The organism is Sanguibacteroides sp. AM78-02pH3A (assembly GCF_027666085.1).
Lineage (GTDB): Bacteria > Bacteroidota > Bacteroidia > Bacteroidales > Marinifilaceae > Gabonibacter > Gabonibacter massiliensis.
This window is the reverse complement of record NZ_JAQEHX010000001.1, coordinates 498,558-523,278: the sequence shown is the minus strand read 5'-3', so window position 1 is coordinate 523,278 and position 24,721 is coordinate 498,558. Positions and strand designations below refer to the sequence as shown.

Here is a 24,721-nt window from a genome sequence, read left to right as displayed (position 1 = left end):
ATCGTGAAGTTTTTTTATTTTTTCGCCAAATCAACGCAACCTTTAGCAAATTACAGCATCTTAGCGTTAGTTATCGATGTATACTTTGGACAAAATAATAGAGAAATGCAAAAAAGGCAATCGACAAGCCGGAGAACAACTTTACCGCATGTTCTCCTCCAAGATGTTTGCAGTTTGCATTCAGTATTCCAAAACGCGCGAAGAGGCGGAAGATAACTTACAGGACGGTTTTATTAAAACTTTGGAGTGTATAGGTCAATATTCGGGCAAAGGTTCTTTCGAGGGATGGATGAAACGTATTTTTATCAATATCGCTCTCGAAAAGTACCGTAAAAATAATCCCGTACAACCCGTGGAAGAGATTCCCGAGATCGAAATGGAAGATGTCGATGCGGGTTTGAACATTCCTTCGGAAGTGTTGTTTGGTTTTGTAAGTCAATTGCCGGAAAAATACCGGTTGGTATTTAACTTGTACGTAATGGAAGAGTTATCTCATAAAGAGATTGCTTCCATGCTCGGCATTTCGGACGGAACTTCAAAATCGAATTTAGCGAGAGCAAAAGAGATTTTAAAGAAAAAAATTAATACATACCTAAGTTATGGACAATAATTTAGAAAAACTATTTAAGACAGCCCTGGAAGAGGTTACGGTCGATCCCCCGGCAAGGGTGTGGACCGGCATAAATTCTCGCCTGGGTGGCAAACAAAACAGGTTTAGGCAGTTATTTATATATAGTGGAGCGGCGGCAGCAATAGTCTTGCTTCTCTCCTCGCTTTTTATGCTTCAACAAGAAAAGAAAAAGACATCTTATCCTCCGTTGGTAAAAACTCAGTCTTTAAAGCCACCGGCCCCCTATCTCTTGGCATATCACTCGCCAGTCCCGAACATTCCTCCGGCTGCCCACCGAAAAATCGAAGAATCCGGAACACCGGAATTCGTCAAGGTCGATCCGATGACGGTTCAATTTTTCGATTCCGGTCTGTTGCCGGTATCGCACCCGGTAGCCGAGCTGGAAAAGACGGCTATTCGCGAGGATTTTATCCCTTTAATAAATAAAGAAGCGTTGGAAAATCAACGCCGATATCTCAAATTAATTCATGAACAGCCGGTGGTGAAAAAGAAGAAAATGAACCTGAAGTATACCCTCGGCGGTTATGTTTCTCCGGGATACTCTTCGGGTAGCTACCACATGGAAAACAAACAGAGCCGACTTGTTAGCTACACGGACGATCAGTTAAGCGGCATCTTCAATATGAACGGGGGGATTACTTTTGCCGTATCGCCGGGAAGCCGGATCTCTATCGAAACGGGTATCGGATACACCCGTATCGGCCAAAAAACGAGCGATTCTAAGGTTTTCGTTCCCCAGACAAATGCCATGATGAGCAGCTACAACAACCAAACACGGGTACTTACCCCGCTTGGAAACGTAAAAAGCCGGTCTAACGCGGCCGTATTCGTTTCCAATTCCCAGTTATTGAGAAGCAATAGCGAAACAACGGGAAGCATTGAGCAGGAGTTCGACGCGATAGAAGTTCCTCTTTCCCTCCGCTATTATCTGAATAACAACAAACTGAAATTCAGTATCTTGGGAGGATTTGGCGCAAGTTTTTTAGTACGTAACATGACCTATTTGCGCTATGAGGGTGTAAAAGAAAAGATGGGAGAAACGGATAATATTCGCCGTATTAACATGAGTACTCATGTCGGTTTGGGCGTTGAATATCCGATTGGTAAATCGATTCATTTTAAAATAGAACCCGGCTTCAGGTATTACTTGCAATCTTTAAGTAAAGATCCGGATATCCGGTACAATCCTTATACTTTTACTTTTTCCACCGGTTTCGGAATATCTTTTTAGAAGAGGTTAATACTTGCGATTCAATATTTCACTCGCGATAACCGCTTCCGGCAAATCGAAACGGATTGTATTACCGGAATTCGATTCGCTCGTATCGCTTTCTTGCATGTCATTTTCGTGCAGTCGGAATAAAGCGGCAAAGCGTTTGTCTCTCATATCTTTTCGGGCCCGTTGATCGCTCTTTAATATTTCCATCCTCTCTTCATCGGATTTTCCGAAATGAGCGATGGCTTCCGTCTCTTTCCTTTTTAAAAAATCGGGTATAATTTGTTTTTCCGTTCCGACTTCCGGCTTCTCTATTTCGTCTTCCTGTTGCGGGACCTCTACCCGTTTACCAAAAATTTGATCGAAAAAATCTCCTTCTGTCCCATCTTCTGCCGGAACGTAAATTTCCGGACGAACAGTTTCGTGTGGCGCAGAGGGTTGCCTCTTTTTGTTTTTATCCTTAGAAGACTTTAGAACTCCCAATAAGCTGGCTCCGATGGTCAATGCTATATATACTATAATATCCAAAGCGTTGTCACTCATAAAAATATCATTTTTAGTGTTGACCAAATATAACTATTTTTTATAACCCCACGTTTCCGATGTAAGAAAAATATTTTTCCTATATATTTTTTCTATGAAATTATATACTCAACATGTAAAATAACTATCTTTTTTTTACCTTTGTCAACGAGTATAATTGATTTCGTTTAAAAAAATAAAATAAATCCGGATGAGAACGAAAAAAGCATTGATTAGTGTATTTGACAAAAGTGGAATTGTTGACTTTGCTAAATCTCTAAATTCTATGGGGTGGGAAATTATTTCTACCGGAGGAACATCAAAAATATTAAAGGAAGAGGGTATTCAGGTGAAAGATATCGCTGACCTGACAAAATTTCCGGAATGTTTCGACGGAAGAGTGAAAACGCTGCATCCCAATGTCGAAGGGGGTATCTTGGCAATCAGGGACAATGAAAAACATAAACAACAAATGGCCGAATTGGGTATAGAGCCCATCGATATGGTGGTTTGTAATTTGTATCCTTTCAAACAGACGATTTTGAAAGAAGGAGTCTCGCACGAGGAGATCATAGAAAATATAGACATTGGCGGGCCTACCATGATCCGGGCCGCAGCTAAAAATTATCCTTTCGTGACGGTTGTTACTGATCCGGAAGATTACGAGCGGGTTATTGCTGAAATAAGGGAAAACGGAGAAACCTTGCCGGAGACGAAAGAGCAATTGGCTGCCAAAGTATTTATTCATACCTCGCATTACGACGCTTTGATCGCCAACTACTTCTCGAAACGTCTGCATATCACCTCTCCCAAAACCATAACCTTAACTTATGAAAAGAAACAAGATTTAAGATATGGCGAGAATCCGCATCAGGAAGCAACTTTTTATAGTTGTATCCAGGAGACGGAAGGGACATTAACGGGAGCGATCCAATTACAAGGCAAGGAGTTATCATACAATAACATCGGGGATACGGACGGGGCGTTAGAGGCATTGAAAGAGTTTGATGAACCTACGATTGTAGCGGCGAAACACGCTAATCCTTGTGGTGTCGGGAGTGCCGCAACCTTGGCGGATGCTTTCCAGAAAGCGTATGACGCGGATCCGGTTTCCATATATGGAGGGATTGTAGCCGCCAACCGGGAAATAGACAAGGCTACCGCTGAAAAAATGGCTCCCGTTTTTTTAGAGGTGATCGTCGCTCCCTCTTTTTCCGAAGAAGCATTGTCCGTTTTCTCCAAAAAGAAAAATTTAAGATTATTGCAAGTAAAAGATATCGATCGGAGGACATATACCACGCCTAAAGCTAAAACCGTTTTAGGCGGTTTATTGATACAGGACATGGATCACCGATTGACCGAAGGAGAACTTAAAGTGGTAACCCAGCGTCACCCGACGGAAGAAGAGTTGAAGGACTTACTTTTTGCATGGAAAGTTGTAAAGCATACTAAGTCTAATGCTATTGTGATTGCAAAGGATAAGTGTACGACAGGCGTAGGCCCGGGACAGGTCAGCCGGATTTGGGCATTAGAAAATGCGATTCGTCAGGGAGCAGAGCGTATCCCCGGTAGCGTTATGGCATCCGATGCGTTTTTCCCCTTTGCCGATTGCGTGGAAGCAGCCCATAAGGCTGGTATCACGGCTATAATCCAGCCCGGAGGTTCTATCCGGGATCAGGAATCCATTGATGCTGCCGACAAATACGGGATAGCTATGATTTTTACAGGTATGAGACATTTTAAACATTAATGACTATGAGTTTATTTTCTTTTTTAACACAAGATATCGCGATAGACTTGGGGACGGCAAACACCATTATCATCATGAACGATAAGATGGTGGTGAATGAACCCTCTATCGTAGCCATAGATAAAAAATCGGAAAAGGTAATTGCAATTGGGGAAAAAGCCCGGCAAATGCAAGGAAAAACCCATGATTATATCAAAACGATCCGCCCGTTGCGCGATGGAGTTATTGCAGACTTTAACGCTGCCGAACAGATGATCAGGGGAATGATTAAAATGGCTAACGGAAAAGGTAAATTCTTCTCCCCTTCTTTACGGATCGTCGTATGTATCCCTTCCGGAAGTACGGAGGTCGAAATTAGAGCCGTACGCGATTCCGCCGAGCATGCGGGAGGACGGGACGTATACATGATCTATGAGCCGATGGCCGCGGCATTAGGTATCGGTTTGGACGTGGAGGCTCCGGAAGGAAATATGATTGTTGACATAGGTGGCGGAACAACAGAAATCGCAGTTATTTCTTTGGGTGGTATAGTTAGCAACAAATCGATTCGTATCGCAGGTGACGATTTGACGGACGATATTCAGGAATACATGCGTCACCAACACAATATAAAGATCGGAGAAAGAACGGCGGAGGAGATAAAAATTCATGTGGGATCGGCTCTATCCGAATTGGACGAACCGCCTGCGGACTTCGTGGTACAAGGTCCGAACCAAATGACTTCCCTGCCTGTAGAAGTTCCGGTCTCCTATCAGGAAATCGCTCATTGTATAGAAAAATCGATTTCTAAGATAGAGATAGCTATTTTGGGTGCTTTGGAACAAACCCCGCCTGAATTGTATGCCGATATTGTGAATAAAGGCATTTACTTGGCCGGAGGCGGAGCCTTGTTGCGAGGATTGGACAAACGGTTATCAGATAAATTGAACATACCGTTCCATATCGCAGAGGATCCTCTTCGTGCTGTGGCACGCGGAACCGGAATCGCACTAAAAAATGTAGATAAATTCTCATTCCTTATCCGATAAGAGGTGAAAGAAATTATAAGACTGATACTTAAGTATCATTTTACTATAATTTTTATATTATTGGAAGTTTTATGCTTTTCTCTGATAGTCAATAATAACGACTATCAGAGAGTTGTATTCTCCCAATACTCTTCTTCTGTCTTTAATTACATCTCTTCCGTTGTTACGGAAACCGAAAATTATTTTTGGTTGGCCGAACGAAATGAAAACTTGGTAAAAGAGAATGTAGCTTTAAAAAATCGATTGGAGATTTTAAATTCAAAAAAAGATAGTTCAGAAGTAAAATCGTTTATCCTTGACAGTTGCATACTGTACAACTATGTGGATGCGAAAGTTGTAAATGCAACTTTCAACAGGACTAAAAATTATTTGACGTTAAACCGGGGAGGTCAGGACGGCGTCCGGAAAGAGATGGCGGTATGTTCCCCGGAGGGAGTAGTCGGCTTAATACAGGACACGAGCGAACATTATTCTTTTGTAATTCCGTTGATCAATGTGAATTCGAGGGTATCGGCTAAAATAAAGAAAAACGGGTATTACGGTTCGTTGCAATGGGACGGAAGTGATTATCGTTACTCTAATTTGAACGATATACCCTACCACGTGGAGATCAGTCCGGGAGATACGGTGGTCACCTCCGGCTTCTCCTCTATTTTTCCGGAAGGATTGCTGATCGGTTTCGTCGAATCGACTACTCGGGAAACGGCTAACTTTTTAGCTATAAAAGTGCGCTTGGCCGTAGACTTTAAAAAACTCTATCATGTCTACATCGTGAATGATTATTGGAAGGATGAGAAAAAAAGATTAGAAGGAAACAATTATCATGAATAATATAAATTATTTTATCCATTTGTTCATATTGTGTATTATCCAAATTTTTATTTTGGATAACATTCATCTCGGATCTTATTTCTATATCAATATTTATATTCTGGCCATTTATATTCTTCCTTACAAATTCAAAGGAATCTCCCTATTGTTTTTTGGTTTTCTATTGGGATTCGTAATGGACCTGGCCGACAAGACCGTGGGAATCCATGCGGCGGCTTCCACCTTTACTGCCTATATCCGTCCCTGGCTGTTGCAATCGACATCTAACCGGGAGAAATTGGATGATATTCATGGAGCCCAACGATTGACGGAATTCAACTGGTTTCTAAAATATTCGGGTGTGTCAACCCTCCTGTTCAATGTCGTTCTTATTTTTGCCGAAGCTTTTACTTTTAGCGATCCGTTTATCACTTTAATCCGGATAATTTTCAGTACTTTTATCTCCTGGTTGTTGATCTTGCTTTATTACTTTATCGGATTGAAAAAGGTAAACAGGTAAGTATTTCTTCGAATTGAAAAAGATTCATTCAAATGAATAAATTTGGATATAGAAAAGGAATTATCGCGGGTATTATCGTATGCGTCTGCGTTATTTATATCATCAGGCTATTCGTTTATCAGGTAGTCGATGATCAATTCAAACAAATGGCAGACAATAATTCACAGAGGATCGAGACAGTATACCCTGCACGCGGTCTGATATACGACCGTAATCATAAACTATTGGTCGATAATCAAGCGGCATACGACTTGATGATTATTCCGAGACAGGTAAAAGAATTCGACACGACGGACTTAATTTCCATACTTGGCATATCGAAAGAATTTTTAGACAGAAACATTCAAAAATGCAAAACTTACTCCAGGTATAAGCCTTCTATTTTGGTTTCCCAAATTACCGGAGATAAATATGCCGTACTTCAGGAAAAGCTGTATCGCTATCCGGGATTCTATATTCAAACGAGAACATTAAGAAAATACAATGTTCAACATTCTGCAGATGTATTCGGTTATATCGGAGAAGTCAGTTTGGATCAAGTGAAAAAAGACACCTGTTACGAACCGGGAGATTATATCGGTATTAACGGATTGGAAAGAACTTACGAGACCACACTTCGGGGAGAAAAAGGAAAAAAAATCGTCTTGGTCGATAATCATAACCGGGTAAAAGGCTCCTTTCAGGACGGAAAATACGACAAGGAAGCGATTGTAGGGCAAGATTTGGAAACGACACTGGATATAGATTTACAGGAATACGCTTATCAGCTAATGCGTAACAAAAAAGGAGGTATCGTGGCAATCGAACCGGAAACCGGGGAGATTTTAGCAAAGGTATCGAGTCCGGGTTACGATCCCCAACTGATGGTTGGACTGGACAGAGGCAGGAATTACTTGAAACTGGAACAGGACAGTTTACGTCCTCTGTTCGATCGTACGACAATGGCTCAGTATCCTCCCGGATCTATTTTCAAAACGATTCAAGCCCTGATCGGACTGCAGACGAAAGCGATAACTACCGAAAGCAAATTTTCCTGTTCAGGAGGAGCTTATATTGGCGGTAAACGTTTTATGAAATGTCATTTCCACGACTCCCCTACCGATTTGCGGGCATCTATTCAAAATTCCTGTAATCCTTATTACGTGAATGTATTTCGGCGCGTATTGGAGTTACCGCAATATGAAAATGTACGAAATGCCTATAATGAATGGAGAAAATACGTAATCTCCTTCGGGTTGGGAAGCAAATTATGTCCTGATTTCCAAAACGAGGTGAACGGCTCCATTCCGACACAAGCCTATTATGACCGGGTACACCGCACCAAAAATTGGCATCCTCTCTATATCATATCATTGTCGATCGGACAGGGCGAACTGTTGATAACCCCTATACAGATGGCAAATATCGCCGCAATTCTGGCAAACCGCGGATATTACATGACTCCCCATATCGTGCGGCCTGACGAGACCGCCCCCCGGAACCGGATAGAAAAACATACCGTCGATATCAATAAGGCCTATTTTAAGCCGATCATAGAAGGGATGGAATTAGTAGTGAAAAAAGGTACCGGAAGAAATGCTCAGGTCGATTCCATAGCGATTGCCGGAAAAACAGGAACCGTACAAAATCCGCAAGGGGACGATCACTCCGTTTTTATCGCTTTTGCACCCGTGGACCGCCCTAAAATCGCACTTATCGTCTACGTGGAAAACGGAGTGTGGGGATCTACTTATGCCGCCCCTATTGCCGGCTTGTTGATTGAAAAATATTTGAAAGGTAAGATATCGGATAAGAAAAAAGAGTTAGAAAAAAGAATGCTTGAAAGCGATTTAATTCGCCAAACAAATAAAAACAGAAAAGGCGATGAATAGACAAACGAACCTGATTGCTAATATCGACTGGATCTCTATCCTACTTTATATTTTGCTTGTCTTTATGGGCTGGATCAACATATATGCCGCCGTATACGACGAGAATCACAACAGTATATTTGATTTTTCGCAACAATACGGGAAACAACTGATATGGATAGGTGCTTCTTTCCTATTGGCTTTTTTAGTGTTACTGACCGATAGTAAATTTTTTACCGCTTTTTCTTTTATCATTTACGGGATTACCATATGTCTTCTGCTCTGTGTGCTAATCTTCGGTAAAGAGGTACATGGGGCTCGTTCCTGGTTCGAAATTCAGGGTATTCGCATTCAGCCGGCTGAATTCGCTAAATTTGCGACCAATTTGGCATTGGCCAACGTGATGAGCAGACATAATTTCAAGGTGATGAAAATAAGTAATTTATTGTTGATCGGGATTATTTTGTTCATACCTGCCGCTCTCATTATTTTACAAAACGACACGGGTTCCGCTCTGGTATACAGCTCTTTTATTCTGGTATTATTCAGGGAAGGGCTGCACGGTTCCATTCTTTTACTTTGTTTTGTTGCCGTGGCGCTTTTTGTTCTCAGTATTTTGTACTCTCCGTTTACCGTATTGGTTATAATACTGATAGGAACCTTAGCTGCCTATTATTATTACCGACATAATCTCAGGGAACTAATCAAAATCATCGGAATATTGACCCTGCTCTTTTTTCTCTTCTTTTTGGTCAACTGGGCCATTCAAGGAAATTTATCTGATTACTATCTGTTGCTGTTGTCTTATCTGATTTGCAACCTGGCCGGATTGATCTATATCTACCAAAAGAAGATAAAGCATATCGCATTACTGATATTCGTTTCTTGGTTATGCATCGGAGCCACGGTATCTGTCGACTACATGTTCGAGAAACTTCAACCCCACCAAAGGGACCGTATTAATAATCTGTTAGGTATAACCATGGACAAAAAAGGAACGGGATATAACGTCTATCAATCCAAAATTGCCATTGGTTCAGGGGGTTTTTGGGGAAAAGGTTTTTTACAAGGAACGCAGACAAAATTTAATTTCGTTCCGGAACAAAGCACGGATTTCATCTTTTGTACCGTCGGGGAAGAGTGGGGGTTCGTGGGAAGTGCCCTGGTCATACTATTACTTATGACATTTATTTTACGTATTATCTATTTGGCAGAGCGCCAACGTTCCAATTTTTCCCGGATATACGGGTATGGCGTAGCCTCTATCCTATTCTTCCATATGGCAGTGAACATCGGGATGACCATCGGGATGGCTCCCGTTATCGGGATTCCTCTTCCTTTTTTCAGTTACGGGGGATCTTCGCTGTGGGCCTTTACGATACTCATATTCATATTTTTACGGCTCGACTCCAATCGTTTACAAGTATTTAGATAGTAGATATTTTAATTGGAGTATACTGGAGCCTATAAATCGTAAATGTTTTAAATTGTAGATTAAATTTTATACTTTCGCTCCCGAATAATTTAAAACGATAAACATGAAAACATTAGTTATAAATATAAAACAACTTGTTCAAGTTGAGAAAGAACCGAGAACGAGGGTTGCAGGTGCGGACATGGCCCGTTTGGGAATGATCGACAATGCCTATTTGTTGGTGGAAGACGGTTACATACAAGCTTTCGGTAAAATGAGCGAATTGGACCAGCACGCCGTGTACGAAGGAGGCGATACCATTCAAGAGATTGATGCCACCGGCCGTTTGGTTCTCCCCGCTTTTTGCGATTCACACACGCACATTGTATATGCAGGCAGCCGGGAGATCGAGTACATCGACAAGATCAAAGGGCTCTCTTATGAAGAGATTGCTCGAAGAGGAGGAGGAATTTTAAATTCTGCAGAACGTATTCGAAAGGCCAGTGAAGAGGAATTGTACGATTCGGCTTTCGAACGTCTCCAAGAGATTGCCATGTTAGGAACGGGAGCCGTTGAAATTAAAAGCGGTTACGGTCTTAGTACGGAAAGCGAACTAAAGATGCTGCGGGTAATCAAACGATTAAAAGAGGATACACCCCTGACCATAAAATCAACGTTTTTAGGAGCACATGCTGTTCCGACCGAATACAAAGGACGCCAGACGGAATACGTGGATTTGATTATCAACGAAATGATTCCGGCTGTCGCTTCCGAGGAGTTGGCCGACTATATCGATGTGTTCTGCGATAAAGGATTTTTTACGGTCGAAGATACGGATCGTATGTTGAATGCCGGAATGAAACACGGATTACGCGCGAAGATACATGCTAACGAACTGGACTACTCGGGTGGTATCCAGGTAGGTGTAAAATACAACGCACTTTCCGTCGATCATTTAGAATATGTGGGGGAAAAAGAGATCGAAGCATTGAAAGGCAGTGAGACGATGCCGACGGTATTACCGGGAGCGGCATTCTTTTTGAATATGCCTTATTCTCCGGTGCGGGAAATGATCAACGCGGGGCTTCCCGTCGCATTGGCTTCCGACTATAATCCCGGCTCCTCTCCTTCCGGCAACATGAAATTCGTCATGTCTCTGGGATGTGTGAATTATAAAATGCTTCCGGAGGAGGTAATTAACGCCACGACGATTAATTCCGCGTATGCTATGGGAGTTGAAAACGAACTGGGAAGTATCGCTGTCGGCAAAAAAGCTAATTTCTATATCACAACACCCGTTAGCGGGATCGAATTTCTTCCATATGCTTACGGGAGTAATCTGATCGAAGCCGTGTTTTTGAACGGAGAACAAATTTAATAACGGTATGCCTTATTCACATTATAAAAAAGTATGGATTCGCAAAGCCTATCGGATCCGTTATCCGTAGCCCATTGGCATTCTCGGATTACAAATTGAAAGCTTTTTTTGAATAGATTAGAGTGTTAGAGACAGAATAAACATCAGTTGTTATAACAATATCGCAATAGAATATGAAAAAACTAATTGAATGCGTTCCCAATTTCAGCGAGGGAAACGATATGCATATCATCGATCAGATTACAGCAGAGATTAAAGCCGTGGAAGGAGTCAGCCTCATTGACGTAGACCCGGGAAAAGCGACCAACCGTACGGTTGTCACCTTGGTCGGTACTCCTGAAGAAGTTTGCGAAGCTGCTTTTCGTGCCGTAAAGAAAGCCTCCGAACTTATCGATATGAAGAAACACAAAGGAGCACATCCCCGTTTCGGTGCCACGGATGTTTGTCCGTTGGTTCCGGTAGCTAATATTACCATGGAAGAGACGGTCGAGTATGCTCGTAAATTGGCAAAACGTATCGGAGAAGAATTGAATATACCCGTGTATTGTTACGAAAATGCAGCCTTCGTGCCGGAAAGAAAGAATTTGGCAACCTGCCGGGCTGGAGAATACGAAGCATTGGGAGAACGATTGAGCAGTGAGCAATGGCATCCCGATTTCGGTCCCCGGGAATTAAACGAATGGACAGCCAAGACCGGGGCCACGGCCGTAGGAGCCCGAAACTTCCTGGTGGCTTACAATGTCAATCTGAACACCACTTCTACCCGACGGGCAAACTCCATAGCCTTCGACGTACGTGAACGCGGGCGGGTTAAACGGGAAGGAAATCCCATCACGGGGAAAAAAGTGCTGGACGAAAAAGGGAAACCCGTTATGATTCCCGGAACGTTGAAATCGGTCAAAGCGATCGGTTGGTTTATAGAAGAATACGGTATTGCCCAGATCTCCATGAACTTGACAGATATATCGGTAACCTCCGTACACGAGGCGTTCGATGAAGTTTGTCGTAAGGCCAATGATCGGGGAGTAAGAGTAACCGGTTCCGAATTAGTCGGTGTTATTCCATTAAAGGCCATGCTGGATGCCGGACGCTATTTCTTACGGAAACAACAACGTTCTACCGGCGTTTCGGATAAAGAATTGATAAAGATCGCTGTCAAATCTTTGGGATTAGACGAACTTTATCCTTTTGAACCGCGGAAAAAAATCATCGAGTACATATTAGAAGACGAAATGAATAACGGCAAGAAGCATTTGGTGGATATGACATTAGCCGAATTTGCCGATGAAACGGCTTCGGAATCTCCCGCTCCCGGGGGCGGTTCGATTTCCGCTTATATGGGAGCCTTGGGCTCCTCCTTGGCCGCGATGGTAGCAAACCTCTCCTCTCATAAACGGGGTTGGGACGATCGTTGGGAAGAATTTAGCAATTGGGCAGAAAGGGGGAAAGCGTATCAGGTGGAATTAATCAAAATGGTTGACGAGGATACTAACGCATTCAATCGTATTATGGATGCATTCGGCCTACCCAAGAAGAGCGAAGAAGAAAAAGCAGCCCGTCATCGGGCGATTCAGGATGCAACCCGGTTTGCCACGGAAGTGCCTTTCAAAACGATGATGTTATGTTACGAATGTATGGAAGTGGTGAAAGCCATGGCTGAAATCGGAAACCCGAATTCGGTAACCGATGCTGGAGTAGGTGCTTTGGCCGCCCGCTCCGGAGTAATCGGCGCATTTTTAAACGTGAAAATAAACGCCGCGGGATTAGACGACAAAGCGTACGCAAACGACATCATCAGCCGAGGAGAAAAAGTGGTTGAGATGGCAAAACAAATGGAAACGGAGATCTTAGAGATCGTCAATTCTAAAATATAATATAGAATCGATATAAAAAATCCACGATGATATTCATCGTGGATTTTTTTATTTCACCCCACCCGTTTCACAGCAAACTGAAAGCACAGGTAACGCCTGCCATCACGATAGCGACCATACTCATCAGCTTGATCAAAATATTCAAACTCGGACCGGAAGTATCTTTAAACGGGTCTCCTACCGTATCACCAATGACCGTCGCCTTGTGATTGTCGGATCCTTTGCCCCCTAAATTTCCTTCTTCTATAAACTTTTTGGCATTATCCCAAGCCCCTCCCGAGTTGGCCATAAAGATCGCCAATACGAACCCGGCTCCCAATCCACCCGCCAAGAGGCCGATGACTCCCGCAACACCGAAGATCAATCCCATAACAACCGGAACAATGATGGCTAACAAGGAAGGAAAAATCATTTCTTGTTGAGCTCCTTTCGTGGATATCTCGACGCACTTGGCGTAATCAGGCTCTCCCTCTCCCGTCATGATTCCTTTGATTTCCCTGAATTGACGGCGGACTTCGTTTACCATCTTTTGGGCCGCTCTCCCCACGGCATTCATGGTTAACCCGCAGAATAAGAAAGCCATCATAGCTCCGATAAATATACCTGCCAACACCTTCGGATTCATCAATGTCACATCGTAATAATACATGAAATCCGTCAAAGAAGCATCAGCCGTTTTAACGGTCTCGCTACCGATAGTCAATATCTCTTCTCCCATACGGAGCAATCCGATTTTAATCTCTTCGAGATAAGAGGCGATCAAAGCTAATCCGGTAAGAGCGGCAGAACCGATCGCAAACCCTTTTCCCGTGGCAGCCGTCGTATTTCCCAAAGCATCTAAAGCATCCGTACGATGACGTACCTCCTTTCCCAGATTGCTCATTTCGGCATTTCCCCCCGCATTGTCCGCAATAGGACCGTATGCATCGGTCGCCAGCGTGATTCCTAAAGTAGAAAGCATTCCGACGGCTGCAATACCTATACCGTACAGGCCTACCGATACGTTTGAAAAATCAAATTCCGAAGCAAAAAGGAAAGAGAGAATAATACCCGCAACGATAGCGAGTACAGGAATCGATGTAGAGATCATACCTGTTCCGATACCCTTGATTATCACCGTGGCAGGTCCTGTTTCTGAACTTTTAGCTATATCCTGCGTCGGTTTATAAGCATGTGACGTGTAATACTCGGTTGCCTTTCCGATGACGATTCCCGTGAGTAGTCCCACGATGACGGAACCGCATATCCAGTAACTTAAACCCAACAAATGAAAAACTAAAAAACTGGAGGCTATAATTAAAACGGAACTGATATTAATACCCCGGTCCAAGGCCCTCAGAAGTTGTTGTTGTGAAGCTCCTTCTTTCGTTTTTACCATAAATATACCCAATAATGAAAGTACGACTCCGAAAGCGGCTATCAACATCGGGGCCAAAATAGCATTGAACTGTATATCGGGATCCAACCGATAGGCTGCGGCCCCCAATGCTGCCGTTGCCAGGATAGAACCGCAATAGGATTCATACAAATCGGCTCCCATACCAGCGACATCCCCCACGTTATCCCCCACGTTATCGGCTATTGTCGCCGGATTTCGAGGATCATCTTCCGGTATACCGGCCTCTACCTTTCCCACCAGATCCGCTCCGACATCGGCAGCCTTGGTAAAAATACCCCCTCCCACTCTCGCGAAAAGAGCTTGCGTCGAAGCTCCCATGCCGAAAGTGAGCATGGTCGTCGTAATCACGATCGCCTTTTCTGATGTCGTCGGTTCTTCAACGAAATAATCCAATAAAAGCCACCACAACGAGATATCCAACAGAGCCAATCCGACAACTACCAATCCCATCACGGCTCCTGAACGAAATGCTATTTTCAATCCGTCGTTTAAATTCCTGCGTGCCGCATTAGCCGTACGGGCAGACGCATAGGTAGCTGTTTTCATGCCTATATACCCGGCTAACCCCGAGAAAAAACCACCAGTCAAAAAGGCGAACCACACCCATTCGTTTTGCAAACCGGGTCCGTACGCCATCCAGGCAAAAAGGATACACAATACTACGAATACAATACCGACTACTTTATATTGTTGACTTAAATAAGCCATAGCTCCTTTACGCACGTGTCCTGCAATACGTTTCATCGTATCCGTACCTTCGGATTCTTTCATCATATGACTAAAAAAGATTCTTGCGAAAAGCAGCGCGATAATAGCACAAACAGGTACTATCCAGAATAGATCGTTTAACATAGTTCTTATATTTGGCAGTTAATATTAAATACAAAAAACTCATCAAGCAGTAAACGAACCTGATGAGTAAAAGTAAACATAAATAACTGAAAATATCTATCTCTTTTCTGTTTTTTTTAAATTATCTTCATTTCGGCATATAAATCATAGTCATCCGCACCTGTAACAATTACCTCGTAAAAACGACCGGGGTAAAGTTTTTTATCACTTGTGACAAAGATTTCCGGGTCCACCTCGGGAGAATCGTGTTCGGAACGCCCCACGTAAAATTCATCTTCAACCCGATCGATCAATACGTTCAATTTTTGACCGATCAAACGGGTATTCAATTCGGCCGATATCCTTCTTTGCCTCTCCATGATCTCCTCCGCCCTCCCGCGTTTTATATCTTCGGGAACATCATCCCGGTAATGTTTATCGCAGTAGGTATCCTCTTCATGAGAATAGGGAAATACCCCCAAACGCTCGAACCGCATCTCTTCCACAAATTCAAGCAACTCTCTAAAATCCTCTTCCGTCTCTCCCGGATGTCCCGTCATTAGTGTCGTACGAATAAATATCCCCGGAACCTCTCTTCTGATGCGGGCTACGAGATCCCTGGTCTGTTGTTTCGTCACCCCCCTTCGCATCAATTTCAACATGTGATCGCTACAATGTTGCAAAGCAATGTCCAAGTAAGCGCATACATTTTTCCGCTCCCGCATGACCGGTAACAACTCCATGGGAAATCCCGCCGGATAGGCATAATGCAGCTTGATCCATTCTATTCCCGGTATACCCGACAAACGATCGACTAATTCGGCCAAACGGTTCTTACCGTATTTATCGATTCCGTAATAAGTTATATCCTGTGCCAACACTAAAATCTCTTTCACTCCTTGCCGGGCCAAGAGTCCGGCTTCCTCCACGATCTCCTCGAAATCCCTCGACTTGTATTCGCCCGTCATAATGGGAATGGCGCAATAGGAACATCCCCGATTACACCCTTCCGAGATCTTCAGGTAAGCATAATGTTTCGGGGTTGTCAAATGTCTTTCGTTTTTTATCCCTTCGTCGAAATCCTTTCCCAATGCCGTTAAAACTCCTTTCCAATCGAATTTCCCGAAATAACCGTCTACTTCCGGAATTTCATGGGCCAGTTCGGCATGATAGCGTTGTGACAAACACCCCATCACGTATACCCGTTCGATAACACCTTCTTTTTTCCGTTCTATCTGCTCCAATATCGTATTGACCGACTCCTCTTTCGCATCTCCGATGAAGCCGCAAGTATTGATAACTACGATCTCTGCCTCCGAATGATCGCCATCAACCTCTACGCTATACCCGGAGGTCTCCAGTTGCTTCATCAATAACTCGGTATCCACCAAGTTTTTCGAACACCCCAGGCTGATAATATTCACTTTTTTCATTCGTTCCAAATTTGGGCACAAAGGTAGTAAAATAGGAATTATCTTTCATATCTTTGCACAATTATATAAAAAACATGGGAATGGAAAGAGAATTCAGGTGGTTGCCAACGACCCGAAAGGAAGTAGAACAACGGGGATGGAAAAGTATTGATGTCATTCTTTTCTCCGGAGATGCCTATGTGGATCACCCCTCATTCGGTGCTGCCGTTATCGGAAGGGTACTTGAATCCATGGGTTTAAACGTGGCTATCGTTCCGCAACCCAATTGGCAAGACGATTTAAGAGATTTTAAAAAATTGGGAAAACCCGATCTTTTTTTCGGGATCAGTCCCGGAAGCATGGATTCCATGGTTAACCATTACACGGCAGCCCGTAGAAAACGCTCTGACGATGCCTATACCCCCGGAGGACACAGCGGAGCCCGTCCCGACATGCCGACTATCGTCTACACCCGGATTCTGAAAGAGTTGTACCCCGATACTCCTGTTATTATCGGGGGAATAGAAGCCTCTCTACGCCGTTTCACTCATTACGATTATTGGAAAGACATGCTAAAGCCCCCTATCCTTTGGGAGAGTCATGCGGATATGCTCGTATACGGTATGGGCGAAAAACCGATGATGGAAATTTGTCGGATGTTACGCCGGGGAGTTCCTTTTGCCAATCTTACCAATATTCCACAGACTGCGGTTATCCGGGGGAAAAATGAAAAATACGCTACAAACAAAAAATGGGAGAGTATCACGTTGCACTCTCACGAAGAGTGTTTGCAAAGCAAACGATTATTTGCCGTAAATTTCCGCCACATCGAGGAAGAATCCAATAGTATCCATGCGGCACGACTGATACAGCCTGTCGGAGAACAACAAGTGATCGTCAATCCTCCTTATCCTCCATTGACCACGGATGAACTCGATGCGATATACGATTTGCCGTTTACCCGTTTGCCCCATCCGAAATACAAAGGCAAAGAGATCAGTGCTTATAATATGATACGGCACTCCATAACCATGCACAGGGGATGTTTCGGGGGATGTGCTTTTTGCACGATTTCCGCCCATCAGGGCAAATTCATATCTTCCCGTTCGAAAACCTCTATCCTGCGGGAAGTCGAGCGAATATGCGAGATGCCGGACTTTAAAGGAACTATTTCAGATATGGGAGGTCCTTCGGCTAACATGTACGCGATGAGAGGAAAAGATAAGGATCTTTGCGAACGTTGTAAACGCCCCTCCTGTCTTTTTCCTATCGTATGTAAAAACCTCGATACCGACCACTCCTCCTTGTTGGAGTTGTACGGTCATGTCCGAAAGCACCCCCGCGTGAAACACGCTTTCATCGGTTCCGGTATTCGTTACGACTTAGCAATGCATCGCACGGGCAATAAGGAGGTGGACAACGTAAATCGAGATTATCTTGAAACCGTCATCAAGTATCATGTTTCCGGAAGGTTAAAGGTGGCTCCGGAACACTCCTCCGATCAAGTCCTGCATTTGATGCGGAAACCTTCGTTTCAGCTTTTTCGAGAACTTACCCATCGTTTCAACGCCATAAATAAGCGAGAACATCTCAACCAGCAGCTAATTCCTTATTTCATCTCATCCCACCCGGGCTGCAGGCTGGAAGACATGGCGGAATTAGCCATCTTGACTAAGGAATTGAATTTTCACTTAGAACAGGTTCAAGACTTTACGCCGACACCCATGACATTGGCCACGGATATCTACTATTCCGGAATTCATCCCTATTCCATGCGTGAAATTAAATCTGCCAAGAGTGAAAAAGAGAAGAAACAACAGAATATTTTTTTCTTCTGGTATAAAAAAGAATTTCGGAACGAGATCGCTAATCTCTTGAATAAAATACGTCGTCCGGACCTTTTAAAACGCCTCTATTCGAATAAAAGCCGATGAAATATTTATTTTTCCGTATCAAATCATTAACTTTGAAGTGAATATTAAAAAGACGGATATGCGATATACGCTTTGGGTTATTCTCGTATTATGTTTTGTATCCTGTGATCGTTATCAGGCGCAGGAAAATAACAAACGGGGCATGGATTACATCAACCGTAATCTATACGAAAAAGCATTGGAGGAATTTAACAACGCTATATCGCTTGCGCCCGATTTTTTGCCGGCTTATTACAACAGGGCCATTGTTCAGGCTAACCTGAAACAGCCCGGGAAAGCGTTGGAAGATATGAATTACGTGATTGCCAATGATCCCACGAATGCTCTTGCATTCTATAACCGGGGAATTATACACGAGAACCTCGGAAAAGGCACAGAAGCCATCCGTGATTACAGCCAAGCGATTAATTTAAAACCCGATCTCGCAAACGCATACCATTACCGGGGAATTGTCCGCTTTAAAATGAAAGACCTGGACGGGGCTCTTGTCGATTATGATAAAGCTCTCTCCCTGGGATTGCAATCGAGTGCCATTTATTTTAACAAAGGCGTTATCTATCATCAAAAAGATCGGTTAAGCGACGCCATCGAAAACTACTCCCGATCTATCCAAATAGATCCTTCCAATGCCAAAGCATATTATTACCGTGCCATTTCCAAACTGCGGGTAGATAATTACAACGAGGCTTTACAGGATCTGGAAGTATCACAACACTTAGGTTACTCGAAAGCTTCGGAAGTAATTTCCCGCTACTATCCGGAAAAGAAAAAATAGATATCTTTTTCTCCTTTATCAATATAAAACTGATCCGGGTTCCTGCCGTCTAATTACGATTCATTAAATTTTTACCATATCCCGTTCCAAATACCGAACAATCCTTATTTTTCAGAGGAGAAATCTACCGTGATTTCCTTTTTTTACTAAGCCAAAAGAATCTGACAAGGTAATTCGACCTTAAACGTACTGCCTACTCCCTCCTGCGTATCTACCGAAATATGTCCATTCATCTTTTCAACGATGGATTTGCATATGGTTAGTCCCAATCCTACACCCGGTACAAACGGGTCTACCTTTTCAAAACGTTCGAATATTTTGTCTATTTTATCCCGAGGAATACCTCTTCCCGTATCGCTGACACTTAGTATTACGCCGCAATCGGTAACCTCGTAAGCGATTGCGATATGCCCACGCAGTGTATTTTTCAATGCGTTGGAGACAAGATTGTTCAAAATCTGTTTGATACGCATTTGATCGAGCTCTATCAGATAATTACGTTCGGGATACCGGGATAAGAGTTTCACATCAGTCGGCACATTCTCCTCGTACTCCGTCATGCACTCTTGAATCAGGCTCGACAGGTCGAACCAATTGGGATAAAGTTCCATGTTGCCGGCTTCTATCTTGGAAAAATCGATAATATCATCTATGATACCGAGTAATAGATTGTTATTATGGCGAATCAATGCATTGTATTGCTCTTTTTCGGCTTCATCCTCCGTGTAGGAGAGTAAGCCGGAAAACCCTACAATAGCGTTCAAAGGTGTCCGGATCTCATGACTTATCGTGGCAAGGAAGGCAGACTTCATCCGATCGGATTCTTCGGCCTTATCCCTCGCTTTGGTAAGCATCTCTTCCGTTTTCTTCAGTTCGGTAATATCGTAATTAATGGATATTAGTTCGATAATGCCGCACTCCGGAGCATAATTCTTCAGCAAAAGATTAACATAAGTCCACGTGTAACTTCCATCTTCCCGAAATACCCGTACTTCACGACTGAATTCCTGAGCGATACCTTTTCCGGCTTTATTTATAAATTCGATCATAAAAGCCCGGTCCTCCGAATGAACATGGCTGTATATTCCCACGATTTCACTTAAAGGCGTCCCGTTTTTTTCTCCGATATTCCGGTACCAGCTTTTAGGAGCATCCCCTTTTTTCGTAAGTAAATTATAATAGGCATAGCCGACTTTTGAATAGTCCCCCACTAATTCGAAAAGATTTTCAAACTCGTGAAGCTTATTATAAGCGATAGTGGTTTCCGTCCTGTCCGCATTAATTAAAATATAGTTGATCGGGTTCCGGTTTTCATCATATAAAGTCGTGACTTTCGTCATCAGGTCGATGGTCCCTTCTTTCCTTAACGAATTATAATAGGTTCCTATTTTTGAAAAATCATAACGGAAGGTAAAATCCGCATCTTCATTTCTCCGTAACTTCTCCTTCATCTCTTCGGGAAAAATAGGATTATCGAAGATATTGATCCCCAAAGCATCCTCCTTGCGGGACAGACCGAACATATCCAACTCTTTATCATTCAGATCTATCAGTACCCCATCCTTATCGTATAACTCAATGCCGACCGGCAAATTCTTATAAATATTATACAGGATACGCTCTTTATGTTGTAATACCTGATAAGCTGACACCATATCCGGGCCATCTTGAATTTCGGCAATACCGTAAATCATCGTTTTCCCGTTCTTATCCGTTTCTTGAAAACACACCTTGCTTCGGATCCAAACATTTCCTTTAACGCTTTTAAGCAGATAAACGGCTTCAGGTATTTGCTGGATACCCAAAGAGTGAACGGTTGTAGGCTGTTGCTCTTCGTTTACAATTCGTTTATTAAAATCCTCAAAACTGATATTGCCGTCTTCTCCTAACCCCAATAAAACAGAAATATATTCAGAGCAAGTATAATTTTCGCTCTCCAAATCCGCTTTCCACCATCCCATATTAGCGCTATTCATCAATTTTGAAAAGAATATAGAATCCGGTTGCTTGGTCATGATCAAATAATTTTATTGTCCTTCATTCGGTTCAGTTCCTTGGGTGTCTTTTTAACTCCCATAGCACAAAGACTTTAATATAACTGTTCCTTATTATGTCGACAAAAATAGAGAATAGCTCAAAGTTTTATTGTTAAAGAGTATTTTTTTTTGATTTCAAAGAACAGGTAATGTTACGAAAAATCACTAAAAAAAGTTATAAAAGGAAGCAGATAATCCATTAATCGATACTATTTTACAAAAATATAACTATTAACATTCTGACCTGCCTTTCCGTTACTGCAATAAAAAAAGGATGAACTTGGAGTTCATCCTTTTCCTTATAACTTATTCCATTTATTTGGTCAACGGAGCCATTGCCTCTTTCACGGCCTTCATTGCCTCTTTTACTTCCGGATTTTCCGGTGAGAGACTGGATGCCTGCACCAAATAATCCTGAGCTTTCTTAAAGCTGTTCAAAGCCTTTGTTTTTTCGGCATTGTATCGGTCTACTTCCGTTGTCGCATACTCGTGTGCTTTCTGAAGAATGGTCGCCCCGTTATTGAAATAAAGAGTTCCCAAACTTAAATAACCGTTGGTTTTCATTCCCTTATTGGCCATTTGGGTAATCTTTGCGTAACACTCGGCAGCTTGTTCCACTTTATTTTCTTTCTGGAATTTCTGCCCCTCTTTCAAATAATGAACGGCATACATTTTTTCCAATTTAGCACCTGCCTGACCGGGATTGGCTTTCATTCCCTCTTCCAGAGTTTTCAACATTTCCGGAATCTTTTTCTGATCTTGCAAAGCGTTGGCTTTTCCAAGATAGGCAGAAGCCAATTTATACTTATTTTGAATAGACATCGTAAAATATTTATCCGCTGCCGCGTAGTCTTTAATTTTATCCGCACAGAAAGCCGTATTGAACACGATAGCGGGATCCTTGTATTCGACAGCCTTAAGGTATTGTTCGTACTTCGCAAACGCTTCCTTGTAATTTTTCGCTCTCAGGGCTGCATTCCCTTCGTTTTTCAATTTACCATTTTCATCTTGTGCAGAAACGGTTCCCATAAACAGACCGCATAAAACAAATAAAAGTAATTTTTTCATACCTATGGTTTTAGTATTAACATGAATATTCTTTAGTTATTGAGACTAAGATAGCATACTCTTAAGAAAAATCAAAAATAACTTAACTTATTTTTTATATAAATGAGATCATTTTACTTTATCTTACTGAAAAAGAAGAGAAAGAATTTTTTTCAATCCGACCTCGTCCTCCCGGTCAAAGGCATCGTACCGATCACTATCCACATCCAAACAAGCGAAAATCTTTCCCTCCCGATCCCGTATAGGAATAACGATCTCACTCTTAGAAGCGGCATTGCACGCGATATGTCCCGGAAATTGGTTAACATCACCCACGATAACCGTCTCCCCGGAACGGATGGCACTCCAGCAAACTCCACCCTCTTTTAACTTTTGACAAGCGACAGGTCCTTGGTAAGAACGCACGATCAGCTCCCCGTCTACCAAGGCGTAAACACCCGTCCAGAAAAACGGTTGCATTTTATGATGTAGTACGGCTTCCATGGTTGCCAAACGGGCCCAAATATCCTCCGTCGACCGGACGTAGGTTTTGATTTGCTCGTAAAGCCTGTCGTATTTAGCCAATTTCTTAGAAGTTTCCAATGCTTTATAAATTTAGTATACGAACTCATTTTATAAAACTCAGATTCGCGGCTGAAGAGTAGGAAACATCCGATCTAACCTCAATCGTAAATCTGAGAATAAACGGTCATCGGATTACTTGACAGACTGTAAAATATCCACCAAATGAGACCACCACATTTCCACAGTCCTTATATTGATCTTCTCGTCGGGAGAGTGTACACCCCTTAATGTCGGTCCGAACGAAACCATATCCATTCGCGGGTATTTTTCCAGGAATAAGCCGCATTCCAAACCGGCATGGATAGAACGTACGACAGGTTCTTTCCCGAATAATTTCTTATAAGAATTTACCGCCACCTTCAGAATAGGAGAATCCGGATTGGGGGTCCATCCCGGATAACCCTCCCCGTGTTCCACCTTAGCTCCGGCCATCTTGAACACAGCCTCTACCATATTCGCGATGTTGTATTTCTCCGAATTCAAATCACTTCTCTGTGAAGTCGTGATAAGAATCGTATTATTTTCAATGAACCGAACGGCTGCCAAATTGGTTGAAGTTTCCACCAATCCTGGCATACGATAACTCATGGAAAAGACTCCGTGAGGACAAGCATAGAGGGCGTTCAACAGATCGGCGTTACTCTTCGCGCTTAAAACGCACTCCGGAAGTTCCGTAGATTCCATCGTCAACTGTAATCCCGGCTCGGTAATATGCCATACATTTTCCATTTCAGCCGCATAAACATTAAAATCGGCCCTTATCTGTTCTTTTTGGTTTCCGTCAAAGGTAATCACGGCTGTCGCCTCACGGGCGATCGCATTCCGAAGATTTCCCCCTTCCAAAGATGCGACCCTCACTCCGTATTTGGCATTTAAATCCCAAACGAAACGATTCAATATCTTAATGGCATTTCCCCTGCCCTTATTGATATCGTCTCCGGAATGACCGCCTTGCAATCCTTTTACCCGTATGTTAACGGCGAAAGCGTTTGAGGAAAGTTTTTCCGTTTCATATCCCAAATGAATAACGGTATCGATACCACCCGCGCAACCGATAAATAACTCACCTTCATCCTCCGAATCCAGATTCAACAATATATTTCCGCTGATGAATCCCGGTTTTAAGGCGAAAGCTCCTGTCAATCCGGTCTCTTCATCCACCGTAAACAAACATTCGATCGGACCGTGCTGGATATCTTTGGAGGTTAAAATTGCCATACAGGCAGCCACTCCGATTCCATCATCCGCTCCTAAAGTAGTTCCCTTTGCCTTTACCCATTCTCCATCTATATAGGGGATAATCGGATCTTTATCGAAATCGTGTACCGTATCTGAATTTTTCTCGCAAACCATATCCATATGAGCTTGCAAAACGACGGTCGGTACATTCTCTTTTCCCATGGTTGCCGGCTTACGGATCAACACGTTGCCGGCTTCGTCACGAAAAGTTTCCAAACCGTTCTTTTGTCCGAATTCCAACAAAAAAGCTATAATTTTTCCTTCCTTTTTAGAAGGTCTGGGGACTTGACATATTTCCTCGAAATAATTCCAAACCGCTTCCGGTTTTAATCCTTTAAAAATACCCATACTTATTTTTTATGATTTATGATTTATAAATAGATTTAACGATTCTGTAATTCTGCGATTTAATGATTTAGTGATTGGGGAATTAAAATATAATCACAGAATCACCTAATCTTATAATCACT

At 42.8% G+C, this 24,721-nt stretch carries 19 protein-coding genes; 12 read left to right on the top strand and 7 right to left on the bottom strand.

The features are described from left to right. The first annotated feature begins 76 nt into the window (after positions 1-76). Complete coding sequence (locus tag PGR74_RS02245) at positions 77-610, top strand: RNA polymerase sigma factor (RefSeq protein ID WP_041503651.1); 534 nt, start codon at positions 77-79, stop codon at positions 608-610. After that, positions 600-1,862 (top strand): outer membrane beta-barrel protein, encoded by a 1,263-nt coding sequence (locus tag PGR74_RS02240; protein WP_041503652.1) that lies wholly within the window; start codon positions 600-602, stop codon positions 1,860-1,862. The genes PGR74_RS02245 and PGR74_RS02240 overlap by 11 nt, the downstream gene beginning before the upstream one ends. A gap of 6 nt (positions 1,863-1,868) precedes the next feature. On the opposite strand, the gene PGR74_RS02235 is transcribed toward PGR74_RS02240, so the two are convergent. Beyond that, entirely contained in the window at positions 1,869-2,390 is a 522-nt protein-coding gene (locus PGR74_RS02235; RefSeq protein ID WP_041503653.1) for a hypothetical protein, read from the bottom strand. A gap of 190 nt (positions 2,391-2,580) precedes the next feature. Here PGR74_RS02235 and purH point away from each other — a divergent pair, with 190 nt between their 5' ends. From purH to ftcD, 8 genes are all read left to right on the top strand, one after another. Beyond that, positions 2,581-4,119, top strand: coding sequence for a bifunctional phosphoribosylaminoimidazolecarboxamide formyltransferase/IMP cyclohydrolase (purH, locus tag PGR74_RS02230; RefSeq protein ID WP_041504899.1), 1,539 nt, complete (start codon positions 2,581-2,583; stop codon positions 4,117-4,119). A 5-nt stretch (positions 4,120-4,124) separates the two neighbouring features. Continuing rightward, positions 4,125-5,147, top strand: a complete 1,023-nt coding sequence (locus PGR74_RS02225; protein WP_041504040.1) for a rod shape-determining protein — start codon at positions 4,125-4,127, stop codon at positions 5,145-5,147. A gap of 3 nt (positions 5,148-5,150) precedes the next feature. Beyond that, complete coding sequence (gene mreC / locus PGR74_RS02220; protein WP_041504900.1) at positions 5,151-5,978, top strand: rod shape-determining protein MreC; 828 nt, start codon at positions 5,151-5,153, stop codon at positions 5,976-5,978. Positions 5,979-6,030: 52 nt separating this feature from the next. Then, positions 6,031-6,477, top strand: coding sequence for a rod shape-determining protein MreD (locus PGR74_RS02215; RefSeq protein ID WP_236684946.1), 447 nt, complete (start codon positions 6,031-6,033; stop codon positions 6,475-6,477). Positions 6,478-6,509: 32 nt separating this feature from the next. Next, entirely contained in the window at positions 6,510-8,348 is a 1,839-nt protein-coding gene (gene mrdA / locus PGR74_RS02210; RefSeq protein WP_041504902.1) for a penicillin-binding protein 2, read from the top strand. Then, entirely contained in the window at positions 8,341-9,762 is a 1,422-nt protein-coding gene (gene rodA / locus PGR74_RS02205; protein WP_041503658.1) for a rod shape-determining protein RodA, read from the top strand. The genes mrdA and rodA overlap by 8 nt, the downstream gene beginning before the upstream one ends. A 103-nt stretch (positions 9,763-9,865) precedes the next feature. Next, positions 9,866-11,119, top strand: coding sequence for an imidazolonepropionase (gene hutI / locus PGR74_RS02200; protein ID WP_041503659.1), 1,254 nt, complete (start codon positions 9,866-9,868; stop codon positions 11,117-11,119). Positions 11,120-11,292: 173 nt separating this feature from the next. Continuing rightward, positions 11,293-12,993, top strand: coding sequence for a glutamate formimidoyltransferase (ftcD, locus tag PGR74_RS02195; RefSeq protein ID WP_041503660.1), 1,701 nt, complete (start codon positions 11,293-11,295; stop codon positions 12,991-12,993). A gap of 67 nt (positions 12,994-13,060) precedes the next feature. Here the strand turns inward: ftcD and PGR74_RS02190 are convergent, their stop codons facing one another. Together PGR74_RS02190 and rimO are read right to left on the bottom strand one after the other, a co-directional pair. After that, on the bottom strand, positions 13,061-15,244 hold the full coding sequence (locus PGR74_RS02190) for a sodium-translocating pyrophosphatase (RefSeq protein WP_041504904.1): 2,184 nt from the start codon (positions 15,242-15,244) through the stop codon (positions 13,061-13,063). 116 nt (positions 15,245-15,360) lie between these two features. Then, positions 15,361-16,656 carry a 30S ribosomal protein S12 methylthiotransferase RimO gene (gene rimO / locus PGR74_RS02185; protein ID WP_041504905.1) on the bottom strand — a complete coding sequence of 432 codons (1,296 nt, stop codon included), beginning with the start codon at positions 16,654-16,656 and terminating at the stop codon, positions 15,361-15,363. An 80-nt stretch (positions 16,657-16,736) separates the two neighbouring features. Between rimO and PGR74_RS02180 the strand changes: the two genes are divergently transcribed. Further along, complete coding sequence (locus PGR74_RS02180; RefSeq protein WP_236684948.1) at positions 16,737-18,569, top strand: YgiQ family radical SAM protein; 1,833 nt, start codon at positions 16,737-16,739, stop codon at positions 18,567-18,569. Between the two features lie 58 nt (positions 18,570-18,627). Next, positions 18,628-19,344: a tetratricopeptide repeat protein gene (locus PGR74_RS02175; RefSeq protein WP_041503664.1), complete on the top strand. Its 717-nt coding sequence runs from the start codon at positions 18,628-18,630 to the stop codon at positions 19,342-19,344. Between the two features lie 146 nt (positions 19,345-19,490). Here PGR74_RS02175 and PGR74_RS02170 read toward each other — a convergent pair whose 3' ends face one another. From PGR74_RS02170 to PGR74_RS02155, 4 genes are all read right to left on the bottom strand, one after another. After that, the gene (locus tag PGR74_RS02170) at positions 19,491-21,359 is read right to left on the bottom strand and encodes a PAS domain-containing sensor histidine kinase (protein WP_041504907.1); all 1,869 of its coding nucleotides are present in this window, start codon (positions 21,357-21,359) and stop codon (positions 19,491-19,493) included. A gap of 336 nt (positions 21,360-21,695) precedes the next feature. Continuing rightward, positions 21,696-22,448, bottom strand: coding sequence for a hypothetical protein (locus PGR74_RS02165; RefSeq protein WP_041503666.1), 753 nt, complete (start codon positions 22,446-22,448; stop codon positions 21,696-21,698). A gap of 123 nt (positions 22,449-22,571) precedes the next feature. After that, entirely contained in the window at positions 22,572-23,030 is a 459-nt protein-coding gene (locus PGR74_RS02160) for a GAF domain-containing protein (protein ID WP_041503667.1), read from the bottom strand. A gap of 114 nt (positions 23,031-23,144) precedes the next feature. Beyond that, a complete protein-coding gene (locus tag PGR74_RS02155) occupies positions 23,145-24,599 on the bottom strand; it encodes an aminoacyl-histidine dipeptidase (RefSeq protein WP_041504908.1) in 1,455 nt (484 codons plus the stop codon). Positions 24,600-24,721: the final 122 nt, after the last annotated feature.

Bases quoted from the DNA above. Each gene is read 5' to 3' on its own strand.
- PGR74_RS02155 (WP_041504908.1), bottom strand. From the start codon at position 24,599: ATGGGTATTTTTAAAGGATTAAAACCGGAAGCGGTTTGGAATTATTTC.
- PGR74_RS02175 (WP_041503664.1), top strand. From the start codon at position 18,628: ATGCGATATACGCTTTGGGTTATTCTCGTATTATGTTTTGTATCCTGT.
- PGR74_RS02235 (WP_041503653.1), bottom strand. From the start codon at position 2,390: ATGAGTGACAACGCTTTGGATATTATAGTATATATAGCATTGACCATC.
- rodA (WP_041503658.1), top strand. From the start codon at position 8,341: ATGAATAGACAAACGAACCTGATTGCTAATATCGACTGGATCTCTATC.
- rimO (WP_041504905.1), bottom strand. From the start codon at position 16,656: ATGAAAAAAGTGAATATTATCAGCCTGGGGTGTTCGAAAAACTTGGTG.
- purH (WP_041504899.1), top strand. From the start codon at position 2,581: ATGAGAACGAAAAAAGCATTGATTAGTGTATTTGACAAAAGTGGAATT.
- PGR74_RS02180 (WP_236684948.1), top strand. From the start codon at position 16,737: ATGGAAAGAGAATTCAGGTGGTTGCCAACGACCCGAAAGGAAGTAGAA.
- PGR74_RS02245 (WP_041503651.1), top strand. From the start codon at position 77: ATGTATACTTTGGACAAAATAATAGAGAAATGCAAAAAAGGCAATCGA.
- PGR74_RS02165 (WP_041503666.1), bottom strand. From the start codon at position 22,448: ATGAAAAAATTACTTTTATTTGTTTTATGCGGTCTGTTTATGGGAACC.
- PGR74_RS02240 (WP_041503652.1), top strand. From the start codon at position 600: ATGGACAATAATTTAGAAAAACTATTTAAGACAGCCCTGGAAGAGGTT.
- mrdA (WP_041504902.1), top strand. From the start codon at position 6,510: ATGAATAAATTTGGATATAGAAAAGGAATTATCGCGGGTATTATCGTA.
- ftcD (WP_041503660.1), top strand. From the start codon at position 11,293: ATGAAAAAACTAATTGAATGCGTTCCCAATTTCAGCGAGGGAAACGAT.
- hutI (WP_041503659.1), top strand. From the start codon at position 9,866: ATGAAAACATTAGTTATAAATATAAAACAACTTGTTCAAGTTGAGAAA.
- PGR74_RS02170 (WP_041504907.1), bottom strand. From the start codon at position 21,359: ATGACCAAGCAACCGGATTCTATATTCTTTTCAAAATTGATGAATAGC.
- PGR74_RS02190 (WP_041504904.1), bottom strand. From the start codon at position 15,244: ATGTTAAACGATCTATTCTGGATAGTACCTGTTTGTGCTATTATCGCG.
- PGR74_RS02225 (WP_041504040.1), top strand. From the start codon at position 4,125: ATGAGTTTATTTTCTTTTTTAACACAAGATATCGCGATAGACTTGGGG.